This window comes from Cupriavidus necator A5-1 (assembly GCF_000744095.1).
Taxonomy (GTDB): domain Bacteria; phylum Pseudomonadota; class Gammaproteobacteria; order Burkholderiales; family Burkholderiaceae; genus Cupriavidus; species Cupriavidus necator_A.
Genome location: NZ_JQLI01000008.1, coordinates 2,021,965 through 2,044,877 on the forward strand (window position 1 = coordinate 2,021,965; position 22,913 = coordinate 2,044,877).

Sequence of the window (22,913 nt, forward strand, 5' to 3'; positions counted from 1 at the left end):
AGGAGGTCGATGATGACTCAGAACAAGCTCACTGCGGACATCGATCCGCATCGTCTGGCTCGCGCGATAAGTGGCTACAACCTGATCGGCGGCGAGTTGGTGGGAGCCCGTTCAGGAAATACGTTCCCGGTAGTCAACCCTGCCACCGGACGCGAGATCGGGCATGCGGCGCAAAGCGACGCAAGCGACGTCGAACGCGCAGCGAGTGCGGCGGCACGGGCGCAGCCCGCGTGGGCCGCGATGCCGGCGCGCAAGCGTGGCGCGCTGCTGGCCGACTGCTCGCGCCTGATTGCCGAGCACGTGGAGGAGCTGGGTCGGCTGGTGGCGCTCGAGACCGGCAAGGCACTGCGCACCGAGAGCCGGGTCGAAGCCTCCGTCGTTGCCGACGCCTTGCAGTTCTACGGCGGCCTGGCTTCGGAACTCAAGGGCGAAACCGTGCCGTTCAGCCCGGATATGCTGACACTGACGCAGCGCGAACCGATCGGGGTGGTGGGCGTCATCATTCCCTGGAATGCCCCCATGATGCTGATGGCGCTGAAGATCGCCCCGGCGCTGGTGGCCGGCAACACGGTCGTCGTGAAATCGGCCGAAGAGGCGCCGCTGGCGGTTTTGCGGCTCTGCCAGATCCTCAACCAGGCGCTGCCCGCCGGGGTGCTGAACATCGTCTCGGGCTTCGGCCCCGAATGCGGGGCGCCCCTGGTCGCGCACCCCGCGGTCGGCAAGGTGACGTTCACCGGCTCCGTCGAAACCGGAAGAATTGTGGCGCGCACGGCCGGAGAGAAGCTCATCCCCGTCACGCTGGAACTCGGCGGAAAGAGCCCGATGATCGTGATGGACGACGCCGACATCGAGAAGGCCGTCGCCGGCGCGGTGAGCGGCATGCGCTTCACCCGCCAGGGACAGAGCTGCACGGCCGCCAGCCGCATTTTCGTGCACGAGAAGGTACACGAAGAATTCGTCGCCTTGCTCAAGGCGCGGGTTGACGCGCTGAGAATGGGTGACCCGCTGGATGAAGCGACGGACATCGGCACGGTCATCTCGCGCGCCCAGCTCGACAAGGTCCTCGGTTACATCGAAAGCGGTCGGGCCGAGCCGCATTCCCGGGCGCTCGAATGCTCCCAGTTGCCTGCAGACGAGTCCCTTCGGGAAGGCCTGTTCGTCAGGCCGGTCATCTTTACCGGCCTGGACAACACATCCCGGCTGGCGCGCGAAGAAATCTTCGGGCCCGTGACGTGCGTGATCCGCTTCTCAAGTTACGAAGAAGCGGTGGCGCAAGCCAACGACAGCGACTATGGACTGGCTGCAACCATCTGGACACAGAACCTGAAGACCGCGCTGGATGCCACCCGGCGCCTGCAGGCTGGCTTTGTGCAGGTGAATCAGAACATCGTGGTCCAGCCTGGCTTGTCCTACGGGGGTGTGAAGCAATCCGGCCTTGGCCGCGAGGCGTCGTTGGAGGCAATGCTGGACCACTTCACGCACAAGAAGACAGTGATCTTCAACATGAACTAAAACGCTCGTTACGAGGAGACAAGAATGGCTGCGATCGGTTTCATCGGGTTGGGCAATATGGGATTTCCCATGGCGTGCCGACTGAAGGAGGCAGGGCATGAAGTTCGCTGCTTCGATCTCAGCGCGAGCTCGATGGCGCGCGCCTTGGATGCGGGCCTCGGGCCGCGGGCTTCGGTCGAAGAAACGGTATCCAGGGCGGAGGTCGTCATCACCATGCTGCCCAGCGGTCGGCACGTGCTGGACGTGCTCACGGCAGACACCTTGCCGCTCGCGCCCGGAGCGCTTGTGATCGATTGCTCGACGATCGATGTCGCGTCCTGCGCTGTCTTCCACGAAACGCTGCACAAGAAGGGGATTGTCACGCTTGACGCTCCCGTTTCCGGCGGCGTAAGCGGCGCGGCGGCCGGGACGCTCACGTTCATGGTCGGAGGCACTGAATCAGCCTTCGCGCGTGCCCTCGAACTGCTGCGCGCGATGGGCAAGAACATCTTCCATGCAGGCGCGGCGGGCGCCGGCCAGGCGGCGAAGATCTGCAACAACATGCTGGCAGGCATTTCCATGGTGGCCGTCTCCGAGGCCCTGCATCTGGCCAAGCGGCTGGGGCTGGATCCACGGAGGTTCCACGAGATTGCCTCGACGTCTTCCGGCCAATGCTGGGCGCTCACGAGCTATGCGCCCGAGCCCGGCCTGGTGGCGTCCGCGCCGGCCAATCGCGGGTACGAAGGCGGTTTTGCTTCCGAGCTGATGTTGAAGGACTTGCGGCTGGCGGAGCAGGCTGCAGTTGCCAGCCAGTCGCCGGCATTGCTGGGCGCGGCGGCCGCCTCGGTCTACGCGATGCATTGCGCCGCCGGGCGTGGCCGGCTCGATTTTTCCTCCGTCATCAAGATGCTCGGCGCATAAGCTGCCCGCAGCTAAATCCAGAAGCAAGGAGACCAACCATGGCAATCGTCCGACGCGTCTTCCAGCTGGCTGTTGTTGCTGTTCTGTTCGTCAGCGGCGCAGCCTTCGCGCAGAAGGAAACAGGTAAATTGATTGTGGGTTACCCCTCGGGCCAGTCTGTCGACGTGGTCGCCCGGATCCTGGCCAACCGCCTCGGTCCGGCGATCGGGCGGTTGCTGATCGTGGAGAATATGCCGGGGCAGTCCGGCAGCCTGGCTCTGGGAGCGGTTGCGCGCATGCCCGCGGACGGCAGCGTGATGACGCTGTCGGCCTCGGCGGCTCTGGCTGGCAATCCTTCGCTGTATCGGAACCTGCGTTACGACACGGCCAGGGATTTCGAGCCGATCGGCCTGGTCTACGATGCGCCGCTCCTGCTGATGGTCAATAGCGCGCTCCCCATTCACTCTCTGAAGGAGCTGATTGCCTACGCGAAGGCGAACGCGGGAAAGGTCAACTATGGCTCCCCCGGCAACGGTTCGGTGTCCCATCTTGCGATGTCGGAGCTCCTGCGGCGCACCGGCATGGAAATGACGCACGTCCCCTATGCCGGTTCCGCCAAGGCGCTGACCGACCTTGCCGCAGGTGAGGTGCAGGTTGCCTTCGATGCCTTTGCGGGCGCGCAGCCCTACCTCGCCAGCGGCAAGGTGCGTGCGATTGCGGTGAGTTCGCGGGAGCGCCTGGCCGCAGTGCCGTCCGTACCGACAGTCGCCGAGAGCGGCCTGGGCATGGAAGACTTCGACGTGGTCCCGTGGGTGGGTCTGCTCGCGCCCGCCGGCACCCCGAAACCTGTCGTGGACAAAGTGAGCGCAGAGCTCGCCAGGATCGTCCAGTCTCCCGAACTGTCCCAGCGGATCGCCGCCCTGGGCGGCCGCCCCCGCAGCAGCACCGCGGCGGAATTCAGGACCTTCCTGCGCGGCGAAATGGGGCGGTGGGCGGCCGTCGTCAAGGCGTCCGGCGCCCGCCTGGAGTGATGTCATGAATTGCTGTCGGCTCTGCCACGCTCGCTCGCGACACGCGGGCGCCCGCAGCGCAGGTCCGCAGGGCCTTCACCTCATCGGGCGGCAGGTGCCAGTCATGGCTGCCGGGTACCTGCCTGTCCGTTGAAGCCCGTCGCATCTTCTGTATACTGTCTAAATGAGCACAGCAAAATCGAGCGCATTGAGAAAACGGGATTCACAACCGCTGTCCGTGGAGCAGGTCTGCGAGCGGATTCGCTCCGCCATCCTGCGCGGAGACCTGCGGCCAGGCGCAAAACTGACGGAGCAGGATCTTGCAGCGGAATTCGAGGTGAGCCGCACGCCCATCCGGGAGGCTATCCGCCAGCTCGAGACCGAGCGGCTCGTCACCCGGACGCCTTTCGTCGGTGTCACGGTGAGGCAGCTGACTCCGGAAGATGTGCTTGAACTCCTGGACATCCGCGAGGTGCTCGAGGGCCTGGTGGCACGTCTGGCGACGCGGCATATGGATGCCGTGCACCAGCAGAAGCTGAAGAAGTTGTTCCAGCAACTGACTGCCAGCGCGAAGAAGGGAGATGTCGCCGGCTATCTCGACCACGCGCTGGCGTTTCGCCGTGTGCTCGTCGAATGCTGCCGCAGTGACACGCTGGCTGAGTACGTCCTCGCCATTGAGAATCAGTTGCGCCTGATGGGCAATCGAACCGCCATGCTGCCGGGCCGCATGGAAGCCGCGATCGAGGAACACGAGAAGTTGCTGGATGCCATCGGTCGCGGCGATGGCGCTGCGGCGGAGCAGCTGAACCGCGAGCGCATCCGGCACATCCGTGAGGCGGTTGCGAAGTCGATTACCTTCTCGATCTTCTAGGCCGCAGGCTGCAGCCGCCAGGGCAGGCTCTCAAGTGCGGTACGAGGTGCCGCGCTCCCGCTCGAGCTTGCGCAAGAGGCCAGGCCATTCCACCTTGCCAACCTCCAGGAAGCCGCCAGTACCGAGCATCTTGCGCCCCTGGGCGCGGGTATGCCGGATGGTGGCCTCGGACAATGCGTGGAGGGGCACGCCAGCGGCCTGGCCATCGATTTGGTACTGACACGCCGTCTCCAGGCGCAGCATCCAGCAGAACGCCTCTCCCACGCTGCGGCCAACCGTGAGCGCACCGTGGTTGCGCAGGATCAGAACGCGACCTTCCGGGCCGAGGTCGCGCACCAGTCGCTGCCGTTCGTCCTCATCGAGCGCCGCGCCCTCATAGTCGTGGTAGCCGAGAAAGTCCAGCATGACGCAGGCCTTCTGGCTCAGAGGCCGCAGCCCCATGGCCTGCATCGCGACAGCGTTGTTGGCGCGCGTGTGGCTGTGCATGACGCATAGCAGATCAGACTGCGACATGTGGATGGCGCTGTGGATGATGAAGCCGGCGGGGTTGAGCAGCGACGGATCGCCCTCCACGACGCGGCCGGCCAGGTCCACCTTGAGCAGGGCCGAAGCCGTCATCTCGTCGAAAAGCGTGCCCAGCGGGTTGACCAGGAAATGGTGTTCGGGCCCGGGCAGCAGGACTGAGATGTGCGTCGAGGCGAGGTCGGACATTCCGTAAAGGTCGGTGAGCTGATAGCACGCGGCGAGGTCGCAGCGCAGCCGCCATTCGACCGGATCCATGCCCTCGGGCATTGCGGGGGAAGAAAGCTGCTCGGTGTCGATTTTCATGCCTTTGTCTCCTTACCATTTCTATTGGTGGTCTGCTCAACGCCTGCTCAGTCCTCGTTGCGGAATCCCGATGCCTGGACGAGCGGGCGCCAGAACTCGCGCTCGGCGTGCAGCGAGCGGGTCACGGTCGCGCCAGGCAGACCAGTCGCTTCCAGGCCGACACGCGACAACAAGACTTTCATCTGCGATTTCTGCATGGCGGCAACGAACGCCCGCTCCAATCGTTGCACCACCTCCGGGGGCGTCCCCGCAGGCACAAAGGCGCTGTATGACGCATTCGCATGATCGAAGGCGTCGATGCCTTCCTCGCGCACGGTCGGCACATCGGGGAGGGCCGCGTTTCGATGGGTGCCAGACACGGCCAGAATGCGAATCTTTCCTGCGCGATAGAGCTCCAGCTGGCTGGCCAGGGCGTCGGTGGCTAACGGAACGTGCCCGCCCACGAGGTCCGTCACGAGCGGCGCGCCGCCTTTGTAGGCCACCGGCCTGAGCGGTACGCCTACCGTCCGCCCCATGCCGAGGATGGCGAAATGCAGGGTCCCGCCCAGCGAGGTGAGGCCGATACTGCCCTGTGAAGGGTTCGCACGGACCCAGCTCACGTATTCCCGCAGCCTCTTGTAGGGACGATCCGCGCCCGCCGATATCACCGTGGGAACTTCTGCAAGCTGAGCCACGGCAATGAAGTCGCGATCGACGTCATAGTCAAGCCGTCGGTAGGTCATCGGGAAGATGACTAACGGCGCATTCGATGAAAGCAGCACAGTCCGGCCGTCCGGCTGCGACCGTTTCACGGCGTCGATGGAGATGCGCGTCGATGCGCCCGGCCTGTTTTCCACGATCACCGTGCCCATGCCTGCCAGGCGCAGTTGGTCTGCCAGCGCGCGCGCGAGGGTGTCCAGCGCCCCCCCGGGCGGGAAGCCGACAACAAGCCGCAAGGGCGGTGCGTTCGTTGCAGAGGCTTGCGCGCAGGCCGGGCTCGCTGCCAGGGCGGCCAGGGCGGCCACCGAGCCCACCGCAAGCAAATGGCGGATCGATTTCATCTTGGCACCTCCAAATCTGGCCAGCGGGACAAGAGATCCTGAGAAGCCTCGAACAGCGCAGCCGCGCCGAGAAGGTCGGACTCCCCGCGCAGGCGACCCACCAGTTGCAATCCGATGGGCAGTCCGTCACGGCCAAAGCCGCAGGGCAGGGTGATGGCGGGATGGCCGGTCAGGTTGAACGGCATGGTCCAGGGGAACCAGTTGGAGCGCACCTCGTCGTACAGCCGGCCGTCGATCTCTATCTGCCCGAACAGATCCTGGTCAATCGGCAGCGCAGTGCGCGCAATGGTGGGAACGGCGATGAAGTCGTGGTCACGAAGCAGCCCCTGCAGGTGCCGGAACAGCCGGGTGCGTTCGAAGTTGGCCCGCTGGTAGTCGACCGCGCTGTAGTCATTGGCAAGGGCCAGCTGTTGCAGCAGCGAAGGGCTGAGCCGGTCTGGCTGCTCCCGAGCCATCTGACCAAAGCGCGCTCGCCATACAGTGTGGTTGATGGTGCGCCAGAGTGGCTCGATGTTGAAGCCCGAGCCAGGCATTTCTTCGAGCTCCGCACCCAGGTCCTGCAACCGCTCCAGCGCAGACGCGAAACACGCGGCCACATCCGCCGCGAGCGGTCGGCCTGCCGGCACGCTTGCGAACAGGATCCGCTTGCGCCGCAGGTCAGTGACAGAGCGCGTTGCACCGAGGTTATCGCTGGCGCGCACACCGGCAGACCACGGGTCTGATTCGTCTTCGCCGGACATTGCCTGGAGCATCAAGGCAGTGTCGGCCACCGTGCGCGAGATCGGGGTGACGTAGGTGAGGTTGCCGAAGGCATCCTCCACCTGAGAATGCGGAACCAGGCCGAGGCTTTGCTTCAGGCCTACGACGCCATTGCAGGCCGCCGGAATGCGGGTGGAGCCGCCGCCATCCGTTGCGATGCCGATCGGGGCGAGGCCAGTCGCTACTGCCACCGCCGCGCCGCCGCTGGAACCACCGCTGGTGCGGTCAGGGTGCCAGGCGTTGCGGGTGCGTCCAAACAGCGGCGCATCGGTGAGGCACTTCGCCCCGAACTCCGATGTGGTCGTTTTTCCTATGAGGATGGCGCCCTCGCGGCGTAGTCGGGCGACGGCCACCGCATCCTCGGTCGGAATGTTGTCCGCGAACAGCAGCGAGCCGAAGGTGGTACGCACGCCCCGCGTGTTCACCAGGTCCTTGCAGGCGTAAGGAATGCCGTGCAGCAATCCCGCAGGGTCGCCGCGCATGATCGCTTGCTCTGCGGCGCGTGCCTCGCGCATGGCCTCGTCCGGGCAAAGCGTGATGAAGCAGTTGAGTGTCGATTGAAGCCGGGCGGCGCGGTCCAGTACGGCGCGCGTCACTTCGACCGGGGAAACCTCGCGGGCAATTATCGCTTCGCGAAGCCGCACAGCTGGCAAAAAGCAAAGTTCCTCATTCATCGGAGAGACCCTCGGGAGATTCCGGCCCCAAAGTTGACACGCACCTCCCCACCCGGTCCAATACTCGTTCACAATCAGGCCATATCGGAATCGTATGACCCATGGACCTTAAGAGCCTGCGTTATTTCGTTGCTGTGGCGGAGGCCCACAGCGTGGGCAAGGCCGCCGAGCGCCTGCATATGGCGCAACCGCCGCTGTCCGTCCAGATTCGCAACCTCGAGGCACAACTCGGCACGGCGCTCTTTGTGCGCGAATCCACCGGAATGCGACTGACCGACGCGGGCAGCGCGCTCTTCGCACGCGCGCGCGAAGCCCTGGCGTTGGCTAACGAGGGGTTCGAGGCGGCACGCGCCGTAGCGTCCGGGCGGCGTGGGCGGCTGTCTGTCGGCTACATGTTTTCGCTCGGCTACGCTGTACTGCCGAAGCTCGTGCCGCAGTTGCGCCGCACACTCCCGGACGTCGAACTGCAGTTCGTCGAGATGAGCACCGCGACGTATGAAGCGCAAATCGTCGATCACAAGGTCACACTGGGTTTGTGTATGCCACCGATTCAGCGGCCTGACCTGTCCACGACGATCGTGGGCATGCAACCGCTGCGGCTGGCCTTGCCTGCACGTGCACCGCTCGCACGGCTTTCGTCGGTACCGGTGGCACGGCTGCAGGGGCAGAGACTGATTGCGCTGCCCACACTGAAAGAGGGCACAGACACTTCGATGGTTGCCGCTCTGCTGCGGCGCCATCAGGTCACCATGCAAATCGTCGAACGGGTGGAGACGGTTCACGCAGCACTGGCGCTGGTGCTCGCAGGTGAGGGGTATGCGATCGTGCCGGAGTGCGCGGAAGTCGGCCGGCCTCCGGGTGTAGTGTTCCGGAAGTTCAAGGAGGTCACAGAGGGGTTCGAGGTGGCCGTCTGCCGACGCCGCGATCTGGAAAGTCCTTTCATCGAGCCGTTCATCGCGGCGGCGCGGCACGCACTCCGATGACGGCTATGCATCGGCGGTTAACGTCGGATCGACCACTAATCGCGCGTGGCCGGCGTCCCTTTGGCTTAGATCTCCGCGCCGACAGTGGCCGGTGTGATCGGGGCGCTGGCGACGAGGCTCCCTGAAACGCTGCTCGGGCGCAGCGCCGAAGCGGACTACGCTACCGAAGCCTGTCCTGGCCTGGGGTCAGGCGCCCGGCTCGGTCGCATTGGAAGAATCGGCATCGATCCACACGCGCGTTGACGCGCCCACGCGCGACAAGCGCATCTGGTACGTGTAACGCTCCGGGTGATAGAGGCCGACCAGGAACTGTACGGGCCTGCCATGCCGGTCCGAGACGACGCGCGACACACGCAACAGCGGCACGCCAGGGGCGATGCGCAGGATACGCGCCACGTCGAGGTCGGCCACGGCAGCACCGAGGGTCTGGTCGGCAGAGACAACTTCCACCCCATGCCGCTCCAGCGCCACGAGCATTGGGGTGTCCTGCAAAGTATGGCGATCGAGCGCGCCGGCCAGCTCGCCGGGAACGAACACTTCGGTATAGGCAATCGGCTGCGCCTTGAACTTGCGCACGCGCACCACCTTGAGCACGGGCGCCCCGGGCGGCAGGCTCAGCGCCGCACTGACGGCCGGCGGCGCCGGCATTCGCTTCCATTCGAGCACGGTCACGCGCGTGCGCATGCTGACACTGACGATGTTGTCGAGCAGTCCGCTGCGCACGGCGGCGGCCGGTGCATCGTGCCGGAAGGTCGGTACCGTGCCCTTGCCCCGCAGCCGGGCGACCAGGCCCTCCTCCTGCAATCGCGCCAGCGCCGAGCGCACCGTCACGCGCGCCACGCCGAATTCTTCGGCAAGTTGCCGCTCCCCGGGCAAGGGCATCCCCGTTTCGTAGAAGCCGCTCCGGATGCGGTCTCGCAGGATCAGGCGGACCTGCTGGAAGCGGGGCAAGTTGGGATTGGCGTCGAGTGGCATGGGCGGGTGGGGCGGCCTGCGGCCCTGTGCTGCCATGCCGCCACGGTACGCCCTCGGCGCCGCTGCGACAAGTGCTCCTGGTGCCGAGTTCAGGCGACCTATTCGTATCGCTTGCCCAGCGCCAGCATCTGCGGCGTGCCGATCATCTCGTTGAGCGCCTGGAATGACAGCATCCGATCCAGGTACGGCGTGGTGGTGCCGTGCGAGGCCAGGCTTTGCAGGTAGTCACGCAGCGCGAAGCTCAGGGCCCGCACGGTCCCGCCGGGGAAGATCACGATGCGGAAGCCGATTTCCTCCAGCTCTGGCGCGGGCAGCACGGGCGTCTTGCCGCCTTCGACCATATTGGCCAGCAGCGGCGCGCGGCTGCCCAGCCGCGCGATGGCGGCGGTCATGTCATCGCGGCTGCGCAGTGCTTCCACAAACAGAACGTCGGCGCCGGCCTCGGCATAGCGCTCGGCGCGTTCGAGCGCCGCCTCCATACCCTCCACGGCAACGGCGTCGGTGCGCGCGATGACCAGCGTGTTCGCATCACGGCGCGCGTCGCAGGCTGCCCGAATCTTGCCGGCCATCTCGGTTGCGGCAATCACTGACTTGCCGTCGAGGTGCCCGCAGCGCTTCGGCATCGCCTGGTCTTCGAGCTGGATTGCCGATGCCCCGGCGCGCTCCAGCACGCGCACGGTCTGCATCACGTTGAGCGCGTTGCCGAAGCCGGTATCGGCATCGACGATCAACGGCAGCGCCACGCGTTCACGGATATTGCGGGTGACGGACGCCACGTCGTCGAGCGACAGGAAGCCGATGTCCGGCCGACCGAAGCGCGTATAGGCGAGGCTGGCGCCCGACAGGTAGGCGGCCTGGAATCCGGCCTGTTCGACCAGCAGGGCCGAAAAGGCGTCGTAGACGCCCGGTGCGGTAACGATGCCGGGTTGTTGCAGGCGTTGCTTCAGCGTCATGATGTGGTTTCGTTCACGGTGAGTTGGCCTGTCGCGATCTTGCGCATCAGGTGCGGCACAAGTCCGCCGTCGCGGATCATAGCCACCAGGTGTGGCGGAATCGGCTCGCATTGTAGCGGCGAATGGTCTTCGACGATGACCTGCGCTGTGCCGATGTCGCAGCCGACGCGCCGGCCGGGGGCGATCCGCTGCAGCGCGGGGCACGTTAGCAGCGGCAGGCCCAGGTTGAAGCCATTGCGATAAAACAGGCCTGCGAACGAGGGCGCCACGACGGCGGCAACGCCGAGATGGCGCAGCACCTCCACGGCCTGCTCGCGCGAGGATCCCGCGCCGAAGTTGCGCCCGCCGAACACGATGTCGCCGGGCTGCACCGCGGTGGCGAAGGTGGGATCGACCTGTTCCATGCAATGGCGGGCGATCTCGTCGATGCCGAACTTCATGTAGGCCCCTGGCGCGAGCAGGTCGGTATTAATGTCGTCGCCGAATACCCAGGCGCGACCGGTATACGGCGCAGCACGTTGATTCACGCCAGCCTCTCCCGTGGATCGGCGATACGGCCCGCAATCGCCGACGCGGCCACCGTGTAGGGCGAGCCCAGGTAGACCTGCGACGATGCGGCGCCCATGCGCCCCTTGAAATTGCGTGCCGTGGCGCTGATCACCACGGTGTCTTCGCCAAAGCGGTGTTCGCCGTATCCGGCGCAGGCGCCGCACGCGTTTGGCAGCAGTTCGGCCCCGGCGTCCAGCAGTGCGCCGAGCGTGCCTTCCTGCGCGGCTTGCGCCTGGTCGGCGGCGCTCGCCGGCGCCACCAGCAGCCGGGTATTGCGTGCCACGCGCTGGCCGCGCAGCACCTCGGCCGCCATGCGCAGGTCTTCGAGCTTGGCGCCAGTGCAGGCGCCGATATAGGCGATATCGACCGCCACGTTGCCGAGGGTATCGACGTCGCCGGCATCGGCAGGCGTACCGGGCCGCGACACCTGCGGCGCCAGCGACGCGGCGTCGAAGTCGTGCGTGGCGAGGCAGGCGGCGTCGGCATCGGACTGCCAGGTATCGATATCGATGGACGCTGGGTCGACGCCCGCGGTCAGCAGCCAGTCGCGTGTGACTGGGTCAGGAGGGACCAGTCCGACCTGCGCGCCCAACTCGGCAGTCATGTTCGACAGCGTCATCCGCTCCTGCATCGACAATGCCGACACCGCGGCGCCCGTGTACTCCACGGCCTGGTACTGGCCGCCGTCCATGCCGAACTGCGTGCACAGTCGCAGCATCATGTCCTTGGCCGACACGCCGGCGCGCAGCTGGCCATGCCATTGCATGCGAATGGTCTGCGGCACCCGCACCCAGATCTCGCCGGTCACCAGCACGCCGAGCATCTCGGTGGCGCCGATGCCGAACATGTAGGCGCCGAACGCGCCGCCGGTCGACGAATGGCTGTCGCCGCCCACGGCGAACATCCCGGGATGCAGGTAGCCTTTTTGCGGCACCACCACGTGGCAGATGCCCTCCATGTCGTGCAGGCGCGCCACGCCTGCGTCCCTGACCCAGTCGCGCGCGATCTGGACGATCTTGCGGCTGTCGGGGTCATGTGCTGGGACGTAGTGGTCCGTGACCACCACGACCTTGGCCGGGTCCCAGACCTTTGCGCCGATTTTCTCCAGCAGCGGCTGCACACGGCGTGGGCCGCCCGAGTCGTGCATCATGGCCAGGTCCACGCGACAATTGATGATCTCGCCCGGCGTGACCTGGCCACGGCCGGCCGCGCGGGCCAGCAGCTTCTGCGCCAGTGTCTGTGCCGGCGTCTTTGCCAGGTTCTGCGCCATCATTCCACCCGCGTGCCCGACGCCTGGATGACCTTCGCCCAGTGCTGGATATCCTTGCGCACGAACTGCGCGAACGCCTGCGGCGTCATGCTCACCGCGGTGGCGGCCTCGGTTTCCATCCGCTGCTTGTAGGCGGGATCTTCCACGGCGATCTTCACGGCACGATAGAGCTGGTCGGTGACCGCCTGCGGCAGCCTGGCGGGGCCGAAAAGGCCAAACCATGCCGACGACTCGAACCCCTTCACGGTGCTGCCGACGGCCGGAACGCCCTGGAACTGTGGCAACGGCTCCTTGCTGCTGACGCCGAGGATCTTGAGTGCGCCGGTCCTGGCATGTGGCAGCACGTTGACGGTGCTGGCGAACATCAGGTCCACAGTGCCGCCGAGCAGGTCGGTCAGTGCGGGGTTCGTGCCCTTGTAGGGGATGTTGAGGATGTCGGTGCCGGTCTGCAGCTTGAACTGCTCGCTGGCCAGGTGCAGCGACGACCCCTGCGCACCGATGGCGAAGTTAAGCTTGCCCGGATTGCGCTTCGCGTAGTCGATCAGGCCCGCGGTGGTGTCGAACGGCACGTTCTTGCGGGCCACCAGCACGCTCGGCACGCGCGCGACCATCGAGATCGGCGTGAAGTCCTTGACCGCGTCGAACGGCAGGTTCCTGTAAAGCGACGCGTTGATGGTATGGCCGGTAAAGCTCATTAGCAGCGTGCTGCCGTCCGGGGTGCTGCGCGCCACGAATTGCGCGGCGATGTTGCCGCCGGCGCCGGGCTTGTTGTCGACGACAACGGTACGCTGCAGCGTCTCGCCCATCGAACGGGCGATCAGGCGCGCCAGTGCATCGGTGGTGCCGCCGGCGGGGCTGCCGACCACGATTGTGATTGGCTTGTCCGCTGCGGCCCGCGCCACGGGGGCCAGCACGGCCAGGGCGGCCAGCGCAGTGCTGGCGAGAATCTTTCTTCTGCTGAACGGCATGTCTGTCTCCACGGCTGTTTCTTCTCCCGAAGGAGTCAGTGGGACTCTATGCCTCGTCGCCGCGCTACTCAATGGAACCGGGTGGTCCTATCGATGGGACCAGTTCGGCGGTGCAGCCAACGTGACGTCATTTGGCCCGCTTTCTTCCTGACGTCGCAATGCCCGATTCATTCATGGCGTGTCAGGAGGCTGAATGATGCGCATCGAGCAATTGACCGCCAGCATTGGCGCCGAGCTAACCGGCGTGAGCCTTGCCGATGCCATCCATGATGACGGGCTGTTCAACGAGATCCGTGCCGCGCTGCTCCAGCACAAGTTCCTGTTCCTGCGTGACCAGGACATTTCCCGTGCCGAGCATGTTGCGTTTGCAGAGCGGTTTGGCAAGCTGGAAGATCACCCTGTAGCCGGCAGCCATCCGGAACACCCCGGCCTGGTGCAGATCTACAAGAGGCCTGACCAGCCGATGGACCGATACGAGAATGCCTGGCACAGCGATGCGACCTGGCGCGAGGCACCTCCAATGGGGTGCGTGCTGCGCTGTGTTGAAAGTCCCGGCGTGGGGGGCGATTCCATGTGGGCGAACATGGCGCTTGCTTACGAGAACTTGCCAGCGTATGTGAAAGCGCAAGTTTCCGGCTTGCGCGCACGACACAGTATCGAAGCGAGCTTCGGCGCGGCCATGCCGATCGAAAAGCGCCTGGCACTGAAGGCGCAATACCCGGATGCCGAGCATCCTGTGGTGCGGATTCACCCGGAAACCGGCGAGAACATCCTCTTCGTCAACGCCTTCACCACACATTTCACCAACTTCCATACGCCGGCAAACGTGCGTTACGGCCAGGATGCCAACCTGGGTGCTGCCGACTTGCTGCGTTACCTGGTGACCCAGGTCCTCATTCCCGAGTACCAGGTGCGTTGGTGCTGGAAGGCCAACAACATGGCGATCTGGGACAACCGCAGCACCCAGCATTACGCCGTGATGGACTACGCGCCATGCCACCGCAAGATGGAGCGCGCCGGCATCATCGGCGACAAGCCGTTTGGCATTGGCGAAGGTGAGGCCAAGGCGCAAGCACGCCAGCCAGTAGTTGCCTGAACCCGTTATCCCAAGGAAAGAGACATGGATTTCATCGACGGTTCGTTGTTCCCCGAGAATCAGCAAAAGCTGGTCATTACCGCAGCCCCTTATGGTCCGGAATGGATGCCCTCCGATTTTCCGGAAGACATCGTGGTGACGATGGAGGAACAGATCCAGAAGGCTGTCGACTGCTACAACGCCGGCGCCACCGTGCTGCACGTGCATGTGCGTGAAGAGGATGGGAAGGGCTCGAAGCGCCTGTCCAAATTCAACGAACTGCTCGCCGGCATTCGTGCACGCGTGCCGGACATGATCCTGCAGGTAGGCGGTTCGATCTCGTTTGTGCCGGAGAATGAAGGTGATGTTGCCAAGTGGCTCTCGGACGATCCCCGCCACATGCTGGCCGAACTGAAGCCGACGCCGGACCAGGTAACGATCGCTATCAACACCAACCAGATGAACGTGGTCGAGCAGATGTGCGCGGCCGACGTTGCCGGAACCTCGCTGGCCGATCCGGCGAACTATCGCGCCTACCGCGAGATGACCATTCCCGCCGGGCCGGAATGGGTGGAAGAGCACATCCGCCGCCTCTGCAGCACGGGCGTCCAGACACACTTCCAGCTCGCGAACATCGCTCAACTGGAAACGGTGGAGCGCATGATGCGCAGGGGTAGCTGCAATGTGCCCCTGATCTTGACCTGGGTGGCCATCGGCGGAGGCTTCGAAGCCCCCAACATCTACAACCTGGCGAATTTCGTGCGTGCCTGCCTGAATGGTTCGGTTCTGACGCTGGAAACCTCGATGCTCAACGTGCTGCCCCTCAATATGATGGCGATCGCAATGGGCCTGCACGTGCGTTGCGGTATCGAGGACAACATCTGGACCCCGCGACGGGACCGCAAGATGGGCACTGTCGAGCAGATCGAGCAGCTAGTTCGAATCTCGCGTGACGTTGGCCGCGATGTTGCCAATGCGAGTAAAGCTCGGGAAATCTACAAGATCGGCACGTTCTACGGCAGCGCCGATGAGGCGCTGGCTGAGAACGGCTTCGCGCCAAACCGCAGACCGGGCCAGGTCGGCTTTACACAGCACGCTGGCAGTGATGCGCGGCCTCTGGCTCGTCGGGCCGCTTAGGCACGCCGCAGTACCCACCCCATCGCCCGCACTGTACTCAGCGCCCAGGCGTAGGGAATTCCGATCTGGCTACACACCTGTCGTGTTGTGGCAGCATAGCCAGATCGGCTTGGGGCTCAGGAAGGATCGCACCTCTCCCTCAGTCCAAGCGGAGCGTTCTCGAGCGTCTTCGCGTACTCGATAAAGAAGTCCAGGCTGCGCGGATTTTGCATGGTGTCCGGGTTGGCGACCTTGGTTGGATCGGCACCCAGTAGCAGCTTGCGCACGGGGACTTCCATTTTCTTCCCGCTGAGGGTTCTCGGAATCTCGCTTACCTGGACAAGCGCGTCCGGCACATGCCGGCCCGAAGCCGTGGTGCGGATCTGCTGCCTGAGGCGTTCGCTCAGCGCGTCGTCAAGTTCAACCCCGGGCTGCAAAACCACGAACAGAGGCATGAAGGAAGGTCGCCCAAGGTACTCCAGATCGATCACGAGGCTGTCGCGCACCTCATCCAGCGCTTCGACCACGCGGTAGATTTCAGCGGTCCCGATACGGATGCCGAAGCGATTGATGGTGCTGTCCGAGCGGCCGTAAATGACCGAACTGCCGTAGGAAGTGAAGCGGATCCAATCGCCTTGGCGCCACACATTCGGGTACATGTCGAAGTAACTATCGCGATAACGGCTTCCGTCGGGGTCGTTCCAGAAATAGAGCGGCATGGAAGGCATCGGCTGGGTGATCACGAGTTCGCCCACCTCATCGACGACCGCTTGTCCCGCCTCATTGAATGCATAGGCCGCGACGCCCAACTCAGGGCACTGGATTTCACCCGCGTGCACCGGCAGCGTCGGGGCACATCCAACGAAGCAGGAAGCGACGTCGGTACCGCCACTGACCGATGCGAGCCAGACGTCGGGCTTCACGTCCCGATAGATCCACTCAAACGCGTCGATCGGCAACGGCGATCCGGTCGAAAGGATGGTGCGCAACTTCTTGAGCGGTGCAAAGTCTCGTGGCCGCAAGCCGTTTTTTTTATGACCGAGGAGTACCGCTGCACCCGTGCCAAATACGGCCACCTCTTGCTCGTCCATGAAACGCCATAACGTGTTGTCATCTGGCCAGGACGGGTGTCCGTCATAGAGCACGATCGAGGCGCCGGTGACCAGGGCGCCTACCAGCAAGTTCCAGACGGTCCAGCCCGTACTCCCCAAAAAAAGCAAACGGTCACCAGGCCGGAGGTCGTTTTGCAGACCCATTTCCTTCAGATGCGTCAGCAGAATGCCGCCGTGTCCATGCACCATTGCCTTTGGCAACCCGGTGGTTCCCGACGAGTACAAGATCCACAGTGGGTGGCTGAAAGAAAGACGCTCATAACGAGGAGCGGCCTCGGTGGCAACAACGGACGCCCAGTGCGCGTGGTCGCGCCAGCCGACTGCCCGCTCGTGCCCGAGCGGACCTGGCACCTGCACGACATGCTCGACACTGGACAACTCGGTCAACAACTCGTCTACCACCTTGGATCTGTCGTGCTGCTTGCCGTTGTAGCTATAGCTGTCGATGGCGACGAGCACCTTGGGCTCGATCTGGCGCAGGCGGTCCAGCACCACCGAAGCGCCCATGTCCGGCGCACAACTCGACCAGACCGCACCGATACTGGCGCAGGCCAGGAAGGCGATCAGGGTTTCGGGACGGTTCGGCATGTAGCTTGCGACCCGGTCACCGGGTCGGACACCCCAACCGCGCAAGGTGGCTGCCAGTGCGGCGGTCGATCGCTCCAGTTCCGCCCACGATATGCGTTGCAATGGCACGTCTTCACTGCGGGCGATGACCGCCGGCTGTTCCGGTGTGGCATTACGGAAGACATGCTCGGCAAGGTTCAGGCGGGCATTGGGGAACCAGTCCGCCCCCGGCATGGTGCGGGAGCCCAACGCCGGCTCGCGGCTCCCGTCGGCCTGTACATCGAAGAAGCTCCAGATCGATTGCCAGAACCGCTCGATGTCCTCGATCGACCAGCGCCACAAGTCGGCGTAATCGCGGCTGATGAACCCTTGTTCCTGTGCGAGCCAGCGCTGGTACTGCACGAGACGGCTCGACTGCAATTGTTCCGGGCCAGGCGTCCAGAGGACTTCGGTCGATCGGGTAGGTGTGTCGTTCTGCATGGCGGGTGGCAAATGGAGGTTTGGATTTGAGGCGGCCTGTTTCGCGTTACCGTGCCGTTGCGACCATCAGGCTCGACAAGGACAACGTTTCGACGACGGTGCTTGTGCTGCGGGCTGGTCAGTCCACGGCGATCTTCTGGCTCCTGATCAGTGTCGTCAGCAAGCGTCCTTCTTCGCTGAGGAGCTTGCGGAAGGCGGCCTGGTCCAGCGCAGCCGGCTCCGCGCCGAGGTCGGCAAAGCGCTGCCTGAGCGCCGGTCGCGCCAGCACCTTTGCCAACTCGCGGTTGAGCCGGGTGAGGATCTCCGGCGGCGTGCCGTTCGGCGCCCACACGCCGAACCAGATGTCGAGCTCGGCCCCCTGGATGCCTTGTTCGGCCAGTGTCGGCACTTCCGGGAAGAAGGGCGAGCGCTTCGCACTGGCCACGCCCAGCAGCTTCACCTTGCCCGCGCGGATGTGCTGGAAAGCGATGCCGGGGTCGAAGACGAAGTCGGCCTGGCTGGCCATCACGTCCTGAAGGGCCGGGGCCGAGCCGCGATAGGGAATGTGGGTGGCGAAGATGCCGGTGCGCATCTTGAAGAGCTCAGCCGCCAGGTGCGGAGGCGTGCCCGCGCCCGACGAGGCGTAGGACAGCTTGCCCGGGTTGGCTTTGGCGAAGTCCACCAGTTCCTTGGCATTCTTGACCGTGATGCCCGGCCTGGCCACGACGTACATCGCGGTAACGCCGATGCTGCCCACCGGCGTCAGGTCCCTGGCCGGGTGGAAGTTAGCCTTGAAAAGCGACGGGTTGGCGGTCTCGACCGAGGTTGGCGCCACCATCAGGGTGTAGCCGTCGGGCGCGGCCCTGACCACCTCGCTGCCAGCCATGTTGCCGCTGGCGCCGGGTCTGTTGTCGACGATGACGGTCGTGCCCAGGGCCTCGGACAGGCTTTGCGCGACGACCCGGGCCATCACGTCGGTGCCGCCGCCGGGGGCGAAACCGACGACCAGGCGCACCGGCTTGGCCGGCCAGGGGGCCGGCTGCGCCCGCAAGGGGCCGCTCACGGCCGAAAGGGTCAGGATGGCGGCCGCGCCGGCAAGGGTGTGGCGCAACGCGCGCCAGGTTGCTGTGCCGATGCTGCGACCGGTCACGACCTTTGCCTTGTTGTGTAAGTTACGCATCATATTTCCATTTTCCACGTTCTCAACTCTTTGTAAGTAGCGGCGTGTCATCGCATCAACTTGATTAATGCGTAAATATATTGACGTAATGTAGGGCGCGGAGGTTGCGCGCGCAAGCTTGCGCATGCCGAAAAATGGAGGTGGAAAACCCTAGGTTGGCTAGCGGCGCGGGCGAGGACGAAACCGCACTCGGCTGTTCATGTGGCTCTGCCGACGTGCCTGCCTTTTGCAGGGCGTCGGCGGCCGGGTCGTGCAGGAGGAAGACCGGAGGACCCGCCGCCGAAGCGTCGAAAGGGGACGAAGATTGCGCCACGCAATTCCGCCTTCATCGAGGCAAGCGCTTTGGCATGCAGAAACAGATCCTCGAAGCTGCCGAAGCTGGCGTGGCGTAGCCAGTTCACCCGACCGAGGCGTTGATGAATCGGGAAGTCAGGATCGGCAGGGGGACGACGATGAGCATTTCACGAAATCAGCAATACTTCTTGTGCGGTGAAAGTCGTCAGGGAGTCGCGCGGCCACGTCGCTTCGTCTATTCGCCGTCGTTCAAGCGGGAATCGTCGCTTTGTGTTTCAGTTTGCCGGCCATCCATTTGCAGGATGTTAAGGTGGGACAGATAGGCTTCGAGTTCCTCTCGTCCTTCGTCAGTGATGCAGTAGACTCGCCCACTGCCCTCCACGAGCTGGGCGGTGATGGCACGCGCCAGCATGAGGCTACGCAGGATGGGGCGCAATGATCGAATGTTTTCATCAAGGCCCCGCTCGCGCAGGCGATCCACCAACGTCATGACGGTCGCCGGGCTGGCCTGGACGATTCTGAGAATATACAAGCGCGACAGGACACGCTTGAGCGTCGGGGGTTTCATGCAGTGTTTGAGACCCTCCCGCATTGGCCGGACAGATGACGGGCTGCCCGCATATGCCGTTCCGGTTCGGTCTCGATCCGCACCCTCCAGTTGCCGGGAGACTTGCCGGGACCGAACGCTATCGTTCAGAGAAAAGGGGCCGCGGCCCCAAGAAAGCATCTTGTGCCGGCTGGGGGAAAACCGGCACAACAGAGCGCTATTCCTCCTGAAACGCCTCCTCGCGCTTGGACTTGATCGTCGGCATCGCCACGACCAGCACCAGCACCGCGGCGGCGATCAGCAGTCCGAGCGACAGCGGGCGCGTCACGAACACGCTGAAGTCACCACGCGAGAGCAGCAGCGAGCGGCGGAAGTTCTCTTCCATCATTGGCCCCAGCACGAAACCCAGCAGCAGCGGCGCAGGTTCGCAGCGCAGCTTGATGAACAGGTAGCCGATCACGCCGAAGGCCGCGGTCTGGAACACGTCGAAGGTGGTGTTCTGGACCGAGTACACGCCGATGCAGCAGAACACCAGGATGGCCGGGTACAGGTAACGGTAGGGCACCTTCAGCAGCTTCACCCAGATACCGATTAGCGGAAGGTTGAGCACGATCAGCATCAGGTTGCCGATCCACATCGAGGCGATCAGGCCCCAGAACAACGCCGGGTTGCTGGTCATCACCTGCGGGCCGGGCTGGATATTGTGGATGGTCATCGCACCGACCATCAGCGCCATCACCGCATTGGGCGGGATGCCCAGCGTCAGCAGCGGGATGAACGAAGTCTGCGCCGCGGCGTTGTTGGCCGATTCCGGACCCGCCACGCCTTCGATGGCACCCTTGCCGAACTCATGCGCGTACTTGGAGGTTTTCTTTTCCAGCGAGTAGGCTGCGAACGAAGCCAGCGCCGCACCACCGCCCGGCAGGATGCCCAGCGCCGAACCCAGCAGAGTGCCACGCAGCACGGCGGGGATCATGCGCTTGAAGTCGGCCTTGGTCGGGAACAGGTTGGTGATGTGGTCGGTGAAGGTCTCGCGGTGTTCCTTCTGCTCCAGGTTGGCGATGATTTCAGCAAAGCCGAACACACCCATTGCCACCGAGACGAAGTTCAGGCCGTCGGTCAGTTCCGGCACGTCGAACGAGAAGCGGGCGGCGCCCGAGTTCACGTCGGTACCCACCAGGCCCAGCAGCAGGCCCAGCACGATCATGGCGATCGCCTTGACCAGCGAACCCGAAGCCAGCACCACGGCGCCGATCAGGCCCAGCACCATCAGCGAGAAGTACTCGGCGGGGCCGAACTTGAACGCCAGTTCCGACAGCGGCGCGGCAAACGCGGCGAGGATCAGGGTGGCCACGCAGCCGGCGAAGAACGAGCCCAGGCCCGCTGTCGCCAGCGCCACCCCCGCTCGCCCTCGTCTTGCCATCTGGTAGCCATCGATGGTTGTCACCACCGAGGACGATTCACCAGGCAGGTTCACCAGGATGGCGGTGGTGGAGCCGCCGTACTGGGCGCCGTAGTAGATACCGGCCAGCATGATCAGCGCGGCCACCGGCGGCAGCGTGTAGGTCACCGGCAGCAGCATGGCGATGGTGGCCAGCGGCCCCAGGCCCGGCAGTACGCCGATGAGCGTACCCAGCACGCAGCCCAGGAAGGCATAAAAGAGGTTCTGGAAGGTCAGGGCGGTGGAGAAGCCCAGACCCAGGTTGGCGAGTAGTTCCATGTTGGCGGGCTCCTTAGCTTGCTAGGAAAGCCGGCCACACCGGCATCTGCAGGTTGATGCCGTACACGAACGCGCCCAGGCTGATCAGCACCAGGATGATCGAGTTCAGGATCGCGCCCTTCCAGCTGAACTCGTGGCTGGCCATCGACGACACCAGCACCAGCACCAGCACCGACAGCACCATGCCCAGCGGCTTGAGCAGCAGGCCGAACAGCACCACCGAACCGAGGATCCACAGCAGTGTCTTGATGTCCCAGCGGGCCAGGCTGTCTTGTTCCATCCTGGACGACAGCGAACCCCACAGCACCAGCACGCCCAGCAGGGCGAGCACGATGCCCAGCCAGAACGGGAAATACCCCGGTCCCATTTTTGCGGCGGTTCCCATGGAGTAGCCGCGTGCAACCCAGGAAAAGCCGAATCCGACCAGGATAAACAGCAGGCCGGAGGCGAAGTCCTTTTGGCTTCGTATGTGAAACATGATTCTCCTCTTGATAATTATCGTGCTCCAGCGCTGCCCCCGGCGTGCCGGCCGCTACTACGGGCGGACGCATTGGAACGTCCAACGGTAGAAAGCTGAACTTTCAACCACCTTTCATTTGTATGGTCTTGCGGGTATTCACCGAGTGAAGTGCCACCGGGGAGCCAGGTTGCCCCGGATGAGTGCCACCTGTTCGATTTGGTGTACTAGATGCGAAGCGGCCCTGCCGTGGCCGGGGAGCCGATCAAGAGCAACACCATGACTTGGCGGCTTGGGTGGCCGCCTACTGCCGGAAACGGTGGCTACCCCATCCTCTACGTGCAGGGGTAATCGCCTTCGTCGATGGTCGCGGTGAGCCATCCGGCCATCGGGCCTGACTCGAGGGACAGGTCGCCAATGACGCTGGCCAGTCCGGCGAAGCCCCCGGCCGTCACCAGCGGCCGCAACTCACTGGCAGATCAATTCAGGCCGGTAATGTAGTTGGCGAGATTCCTGATATCGTCATCACTCAGATTGCGCGATACGCTGGTCATATTCCCCGCGTCATTCGTACGACGCCTCGCCCGGAAATCCTCAAGCTGTTTGACGATATACGCGTAGTGCTGCCCGGCTACCCGCGGCATTTCGTTCTGCCCGGCAAATCCGCCGAGGTGGCACATGGTGCAGAGCACTTCCTGCGACTTGCTGCGTCCGGCCGCGACACGCGCTGCATCGACCTTGTAGGTCGATGCCATCGGCTTCTGCGCGGCAAAGTAATCGGACAGGTCCAGCATGTCCTCTTTTGACAACGGCGTGGCCATCGGCGACATGGCGGGGTCGCTGCGCCGTCCTTCCTTGAAGTCACGTAACTGCAGGTAGAGGTAGCGCGCAGTCTGTCCCGCCAGTTGCGGATGTGCAGGATTGGTGGAATTGCCCTGCGGACCGTGACAGGCAACGCATACCTGTGCCTTGGCTTGCCCGGCGGCCGCATCGGCGCGGGCATTGCCGCTTGCGGCCAACAGGGCCAGCAGGGCAGTTACAACGGCGGGCACCACGGCGTGCCGCGCAGAGGGATGGCGGCGCGGACGGATCGGGGTGCCCGGCATGCTCGGCTC

General features: G+C 64.4%; 21 protein-coding genes. 7 read left to right on the forward strand and 14 right to left on the reverse strand.

The features are described 5' to 3' along the window. Positions 1–12 precede the first annotated feature (12 nt). From K307_RS33500 to K307_RS33515, 4 genes are all read left to right on the forward strand, one after another. A complete protein-coding gene (locus tag K307_RS33500; RefSeq protein WP_042885293.1) occupies positions 13–1,512 on the forward strand; it encodes an aldehyde dehydrogenase family protein in 1,500 nt (499 codons plus the stop codon). 24 nt (positions 1,513–1,536) lie between these two features. Beyond that, positions 1,537–2,412, forward strand: coding sequence for a 3-hydroxyisobutyrate dehydrogenase (gene mmsB / locus K307_RS33505; protein ID WP_042885295.1), 876 nt, complete (start codon positions 1,537–1,539; stop codon positions 2,410–2,412). Positions 2,413–2,450: 38 nt separating this feature from the next. After that, positions 2,451–3,422, forward strand: a complete 972-nt coding sequence (locus tag K307_RS33510; RefSeq protein ID WP_042885297.1) for a Bug family tripartite tricarboxylate transporter substrate binding protein — start codon at positions 2,451–2,453, stop codon at positions 3,420–3,422. Positions 3,423–3,585: 163 nt separating this feature from the next. Further along, on the forward strand, positions 3,586–4,272 hold the full coding sequence (locus K307_RS33515) for a GntR family transcriptional regulator (RefSeq protein WP_080745296.1): 687 nt from the start codon (positions 3,586–3,588) through the stop codon (positions 4,270–4,272). Between the two features lie 30 nt (positions 4,273–4,302). On the opposite strand, the gene K307_RS33520 is transcribed toward K307_RS33515, so the two are convergent. The 3 genes from K307_RS33520 to K307_RS33530 are packed head-to-tail and all read right to left on the reverse strand — an operon-like array spanning position 4,303 to position 7,573. Continuing rightward, positions 4,303–5,100: a class II aldolase/adducin family protein gene (locus K307_RS33520; protein WP_051975269.1), complete on the reverse strand. Its 798-nt coding sequence runs from the start codon at positions 5,098–5,100 to the stop codon at positions 4,303–4,305. 47 nt (positions 5,101–5,147) lie between these two features. Next, on the reverse strand, positions 5,148–6,140 hold the full coding sequence (locus K307_RS33525) for a tripartite tricarboxylate transporter substrate-binding protein (protein WP_051975270.1): 993 nt from the start codon (positions 6,138–6,140) through the stop codon (positions 5,148–5,150). Continuing rightward, the gene (locus K307_RS33530; protein WP_042885301.1) at positions 6,137–7,573 is read right to left on the reverse strand and encodes an amidase; all 1,437 of its coding nucleotides are present in this window, start codon (positions 7,571–7,573) and stop codon (positions 6,137–6,139) included. The genes K307_RS33525 and K307_RS33530 overlap by 4 nt, the downstream gene beginning before the upstream one ends. Before the next feature lie 101 nt (positions 7,574–7,674). Between K307_RS33530 and K307_RS33535 the strand changes: the two genes are divergently transcribed. Next, the gene (locus tag K307_RS33535) at positions 7,675–8,556 is read left to right on the forward strand and encodes a LysR family transcriptional regulator (protein WP_042885303.1); all 882 of its coding nucleotides are present in this window, start codon (positions 7,675–7,677) and stop codon (positions 8,554–8,556) included. Positions 8,557–8,742: 186 nt separating this feature from the next. Here K307_RS33535 and K307_RS33540 read toward each other — a convergent pair whose 3' ends face one another. From K307_RS33540 to K307_RS33560, 5 genes are all read right to left on the reverse strand, one after another. Beyond that, positions 8,743–9,531 (reverse strand): GntR family transcriptional regulator, encoded by a 789-nt coding sequence (locus tag K307_RS33540; protein WP_042885305.1) that lies wholly within the window; start codon positions 9,529–9,531, stop codon positions 8,743–8,745. Between the two features lie 98 nt (positions 9,532–9,629). Continuing rightward, positions 9,630–10,484, reverse strand: a complete 855-nt coding sequence (locus K307_RS33545) for an isocitrate lyase/PEP mutase family protein (protein WP_042885307.1) — start codon at positions 10,482–10,484, stop codon at positions 9,630–9,632. Next, the gene (locus K307_RS33550; RefSeq protein WP_042885309.1) at positions 10,481–11,011 is read right to left on the reverse strand and encodes a 3-isopropylmalate dehydratase; all 531 of its coding nucleotides are present in this window, start codon (positions 11,009–11,011) and stop codon (positions 10,481–10,483) included. Before K307_RS33550 ends, K307_RS33545 begins: the two co-directional genes overlap by 4 nt. Then, a complete protein-coding gene (locus tag K307_RS33555) occupies positions 11,008–12,306 on the reverse strand; it encodes a 3-isopropylmalate dehydratase large subunit (RefSeq protein WP_080745298.1) in 1,299 nt (432 codons plus the stop codon). Before K307_RS33555 ends, K307_RS33550 begins: the two co-directional genes overlap by 4 nt. Next, on the reverse strand, positions 12,303–13,271 hold the full coding sequence (locus tag K307_RS33560) for a tripartite tricarboxylate transporter substrate binding protein (protein ID WP_042885313.1): 969 nt from the start codon (positions 13,269–13,271) through the stop codon (positions 12,303–12,305). The genes K307_RS33555 and K307_RS33560 overlap by 4 nt, the downstream gene beginning before the upstream one ends. A 196-nt stretch (positions 13,272–13,467) precedes the next feature. Between K307_RS33560 and K307_RS33565 the strand changes: the two genes are divergently transcribed. Together K307_RS33565 and K307_RS33570 are read left to right on the forward strand one after the other, a co-directional pair. Continuing rightward, positions 13,468–14,367 carry a TauD/TfdA dioxygenase family protein gene (locus K307_RS33565; RefSeq protein WP_042887714.1) on the forward strand — a complete coding sequence of 300 codons (900 nt, stop codon included), beginning with the start codon at positions 13,468–13,470 and terminating at the stop codon, positions 14,365–14,367. Positions 14,368–14,391: 24 nt separating this feature from the next. Continuing rightward, positions 14,392–15,483, forward strand: a complete 1,092-nt coding sequence (locus K307_RS33570) for a 3-keto-5-aminohexanoate cleavage protein (protein ID WP_051975271.1) — start codon at positions 14,392–14,394, stop codon at positions 15,481–15,483. 116 nt (positions 15,484–15,599) lie between these two features. Here the strand turns inward: K307_RS33570 and K307_RS33575 are convergent, their stop codons facing one another. From K307_RS33575 to K307_RS33600, 6 genes are all read right to left on the reverse strand, one after another. Then, positions 15,600–17,621, reverse strand: coding sequence for an acetoacetate--CoA ligase (locus tag K307_RS33575; protein ID WP_042885315.1), 2,022 nt, complete (start codon positions 17,619–17,621; stop codon positions 15,600–15,602). Between the two features lie 118 nt (positions 17,622–17,739). Continuing rightward, positions 17,740–18,906 carry a Bug family tripartite tricarboxylate transporter substrate binding protein gene (locus tag K307_RS33580; RefSeq protein ID WP_230626216.1) on the reverse strand — a complete coding sequence of 389 codons (1,167 nt, stop codon included), beginning with the start codon at positions 18,904–18,906 and terminating at the stop codon, positions 17,740–17,742. A gap of 403 nt (positions 18,907–19,309) precedes the next feature. After that, positions 19,310–19,642 (reverse strand): transcriptional regulator, encoded by a 333-nt coding sequence (locus tag K307_RS33585; RefSeq protein WP_051975477.1) that lies wholly within the window; start codon positions 19,640–19,642, stop codon positions 19,310–19,312. A gap of 196 nt (positions 19,643–19,838) precedes the next feature. Further along, positions 19,839–21,341 carry a tripartite tricarboxylate transporter permease gene (locus K307_RS33590; protein ID WP_042885318.1) on the reverse strand — a complete coding sequence of 501 codons (1,503 nt, stop codon included), beginning with the start codon at positions 21,339–21,341 and terminating at the stop codon, positions 19,839–19,841. 13 nt (positions 21,342–21,354) lie between these two features. After that, complete coding sequence (locus K307_RS33595; RefSeq protein ID WP_042885320.1) at positions 21,355–21,819, reverse strand: tripartite tricarboxylate transporter TctB family protein; 465 nt, start codon at positions 21,817–21,819, stop codon at positions 21,355–21,357. A 458-nt stretch (positions 21,820–22,277) separates the two neighbouring features. Continuing rightward, positions 22,278–22,904, reverse strand: coding sequence for a c-type cytochrome (locus K307_RS33600; protein ID WP_042885322.1), 627 nt, complete (start codon positions 22,902–22,904; stop codon positions 22,278–22,280). Between the last annotated feature and the right edge of the window lie 9 nt (positions 22,905–22,913).

Bases quoted from the DNA above. Each gene is read 5' to 3' on its own strand.
- K307_RS33500 (WP_042885293.1), top strand. From the start codon at position 13: ATGACTCAGAACAAGCTCACTGCGGACATCGATCCGCATCGTCTGGCT.
- mmsB (WP_042885295.1), top strand. From the start codon at position 1,537: ATGGCTGCGATCGGTTTCATCGGGTTGGGCAATATGGGATTTCCCATG.
- K307_RS33510 (WP_042885297.1), top strand. From the start codon at position 2,451: ATGGCAATCGTCCGACGCGTCTTCCAGCTGGCTGTTGTTGCTGTTCTG.
- K307_RS33515 (WP_080745296.1), top strand. From the start codon at position 3,586: ATGAGCACAGCAAAATCGAGCGCATTGAGAAAACGGGATTCACAACCG.
- K307_RS33520 (WP_051975269.1), bottom strand. From the start codon at position 5,100: ATGAAAATCGACACCGAGCAGCTTTCTTCCCCCGCAATGCCCGAGGGC.
- K307_RS33525 (WP_051975270.1), bottom strand. From the start codon at position 6,140: ATGAAATCGATCCGCCATTTGCTTGCGGTGGGCTCGGTGGCCGCCCTG.
- K307_RS33530 (WP_042885301.1), bottom strand. From the start codon at position 7,573: ATGAATGAGGAACTTTGCTTTTTGCCAGCTGTGCGGCTTCGCGAAGCG.
- K307_RS33535 (WP_042885303.1), top strand. From the start codon at position 7,675: ATGGACCTTAAGAGCCTGCGTTATTTCGTTGCTGTGGCGGAGGCCCAC.
- K307_RS33540 (WP_042885305.1), bottom strand. From the start codon at position 9,531: ATGCCACTCGACGCCAATCCCAACTTGCCCCGCTTCCAGCAGGTCCGC.
- K307_RS33545 (WP_042885307.1), bottom strand. From the start codon at position 10,484: ATGACGCTGAAGCAACGCCTGCAACAACCCGGCATCGTTACCGCACCG.
- K307_RS33555 (WP_080745298.1), bottom strand. From the start codon at position 12,306: ATGATGGCGCAGAACCTGGCAAAGACGCCGGCACAGACACTGGCGCAG.
- K307_RS33560 (WP_042885313.1), bottom strand. From the start codon at position 13,271: ATGCCGTTCAGCAGAAGAAAGATTCTCGCCAGCACTGCGCTGGCCGCC.
- K307_RS33565 (WP_042887714.1), top strand. From the start codon at position 13,468: ATGCGCATCGAGCAATTGACCGCCAGCATTGGCGCCGAGCTAACCGGC.
- K307_RS33570 (WP_051975271.1), top strand. From the start codon at position 14,392: ATGGATTTCATCGACGGTTCGTTGTTCCCCGAGAATCAGCAAAAGCTG.
- K307_RS33575 (WP_042885315.1), bottom strand. From the start codon at position 17,621: ATGCAGAACGACACACCTACCCGATCGACCGAAGTCCTCTGGACGCCT.
- K307_RS33580 (WP_230626216.1), bottom strand. From the start codon at position 18,906: ATGCGCAAGCTTGCGCGCGCAACCTCCGCGCCCTACATTACGTCAATA.
- K307_RS33585 (WP_051975477.1), bottom strand. From the start codon at position 19,642: ATGAAACCCCCGACGCTCAAGCGTGTCCTGTCGCGCTTGTATATTCTC.
- K307_RS33590 (WP_042885318.1), bottom strand. From the start codon at position 21,341: ATGGAACTACTCGCCAACCTGGGTCTGGGCTTCTCCACCGCCCTGACC.
- K307_RS33595 (WP_042885320.1), bottom strand. From the start codon at position 21,819: ATGTTTCACATACGAAGCCAAAAGGACTTCGCCTCCGGCCTGCTGTTT.
- K307_RS33600 (WP_042885322.1), bottom strand. From the start codon at position 22,904: ATGCCGGGCACCCCGATCCGTCCGCGCCGCCATCCCTCTGCGCGGCAC.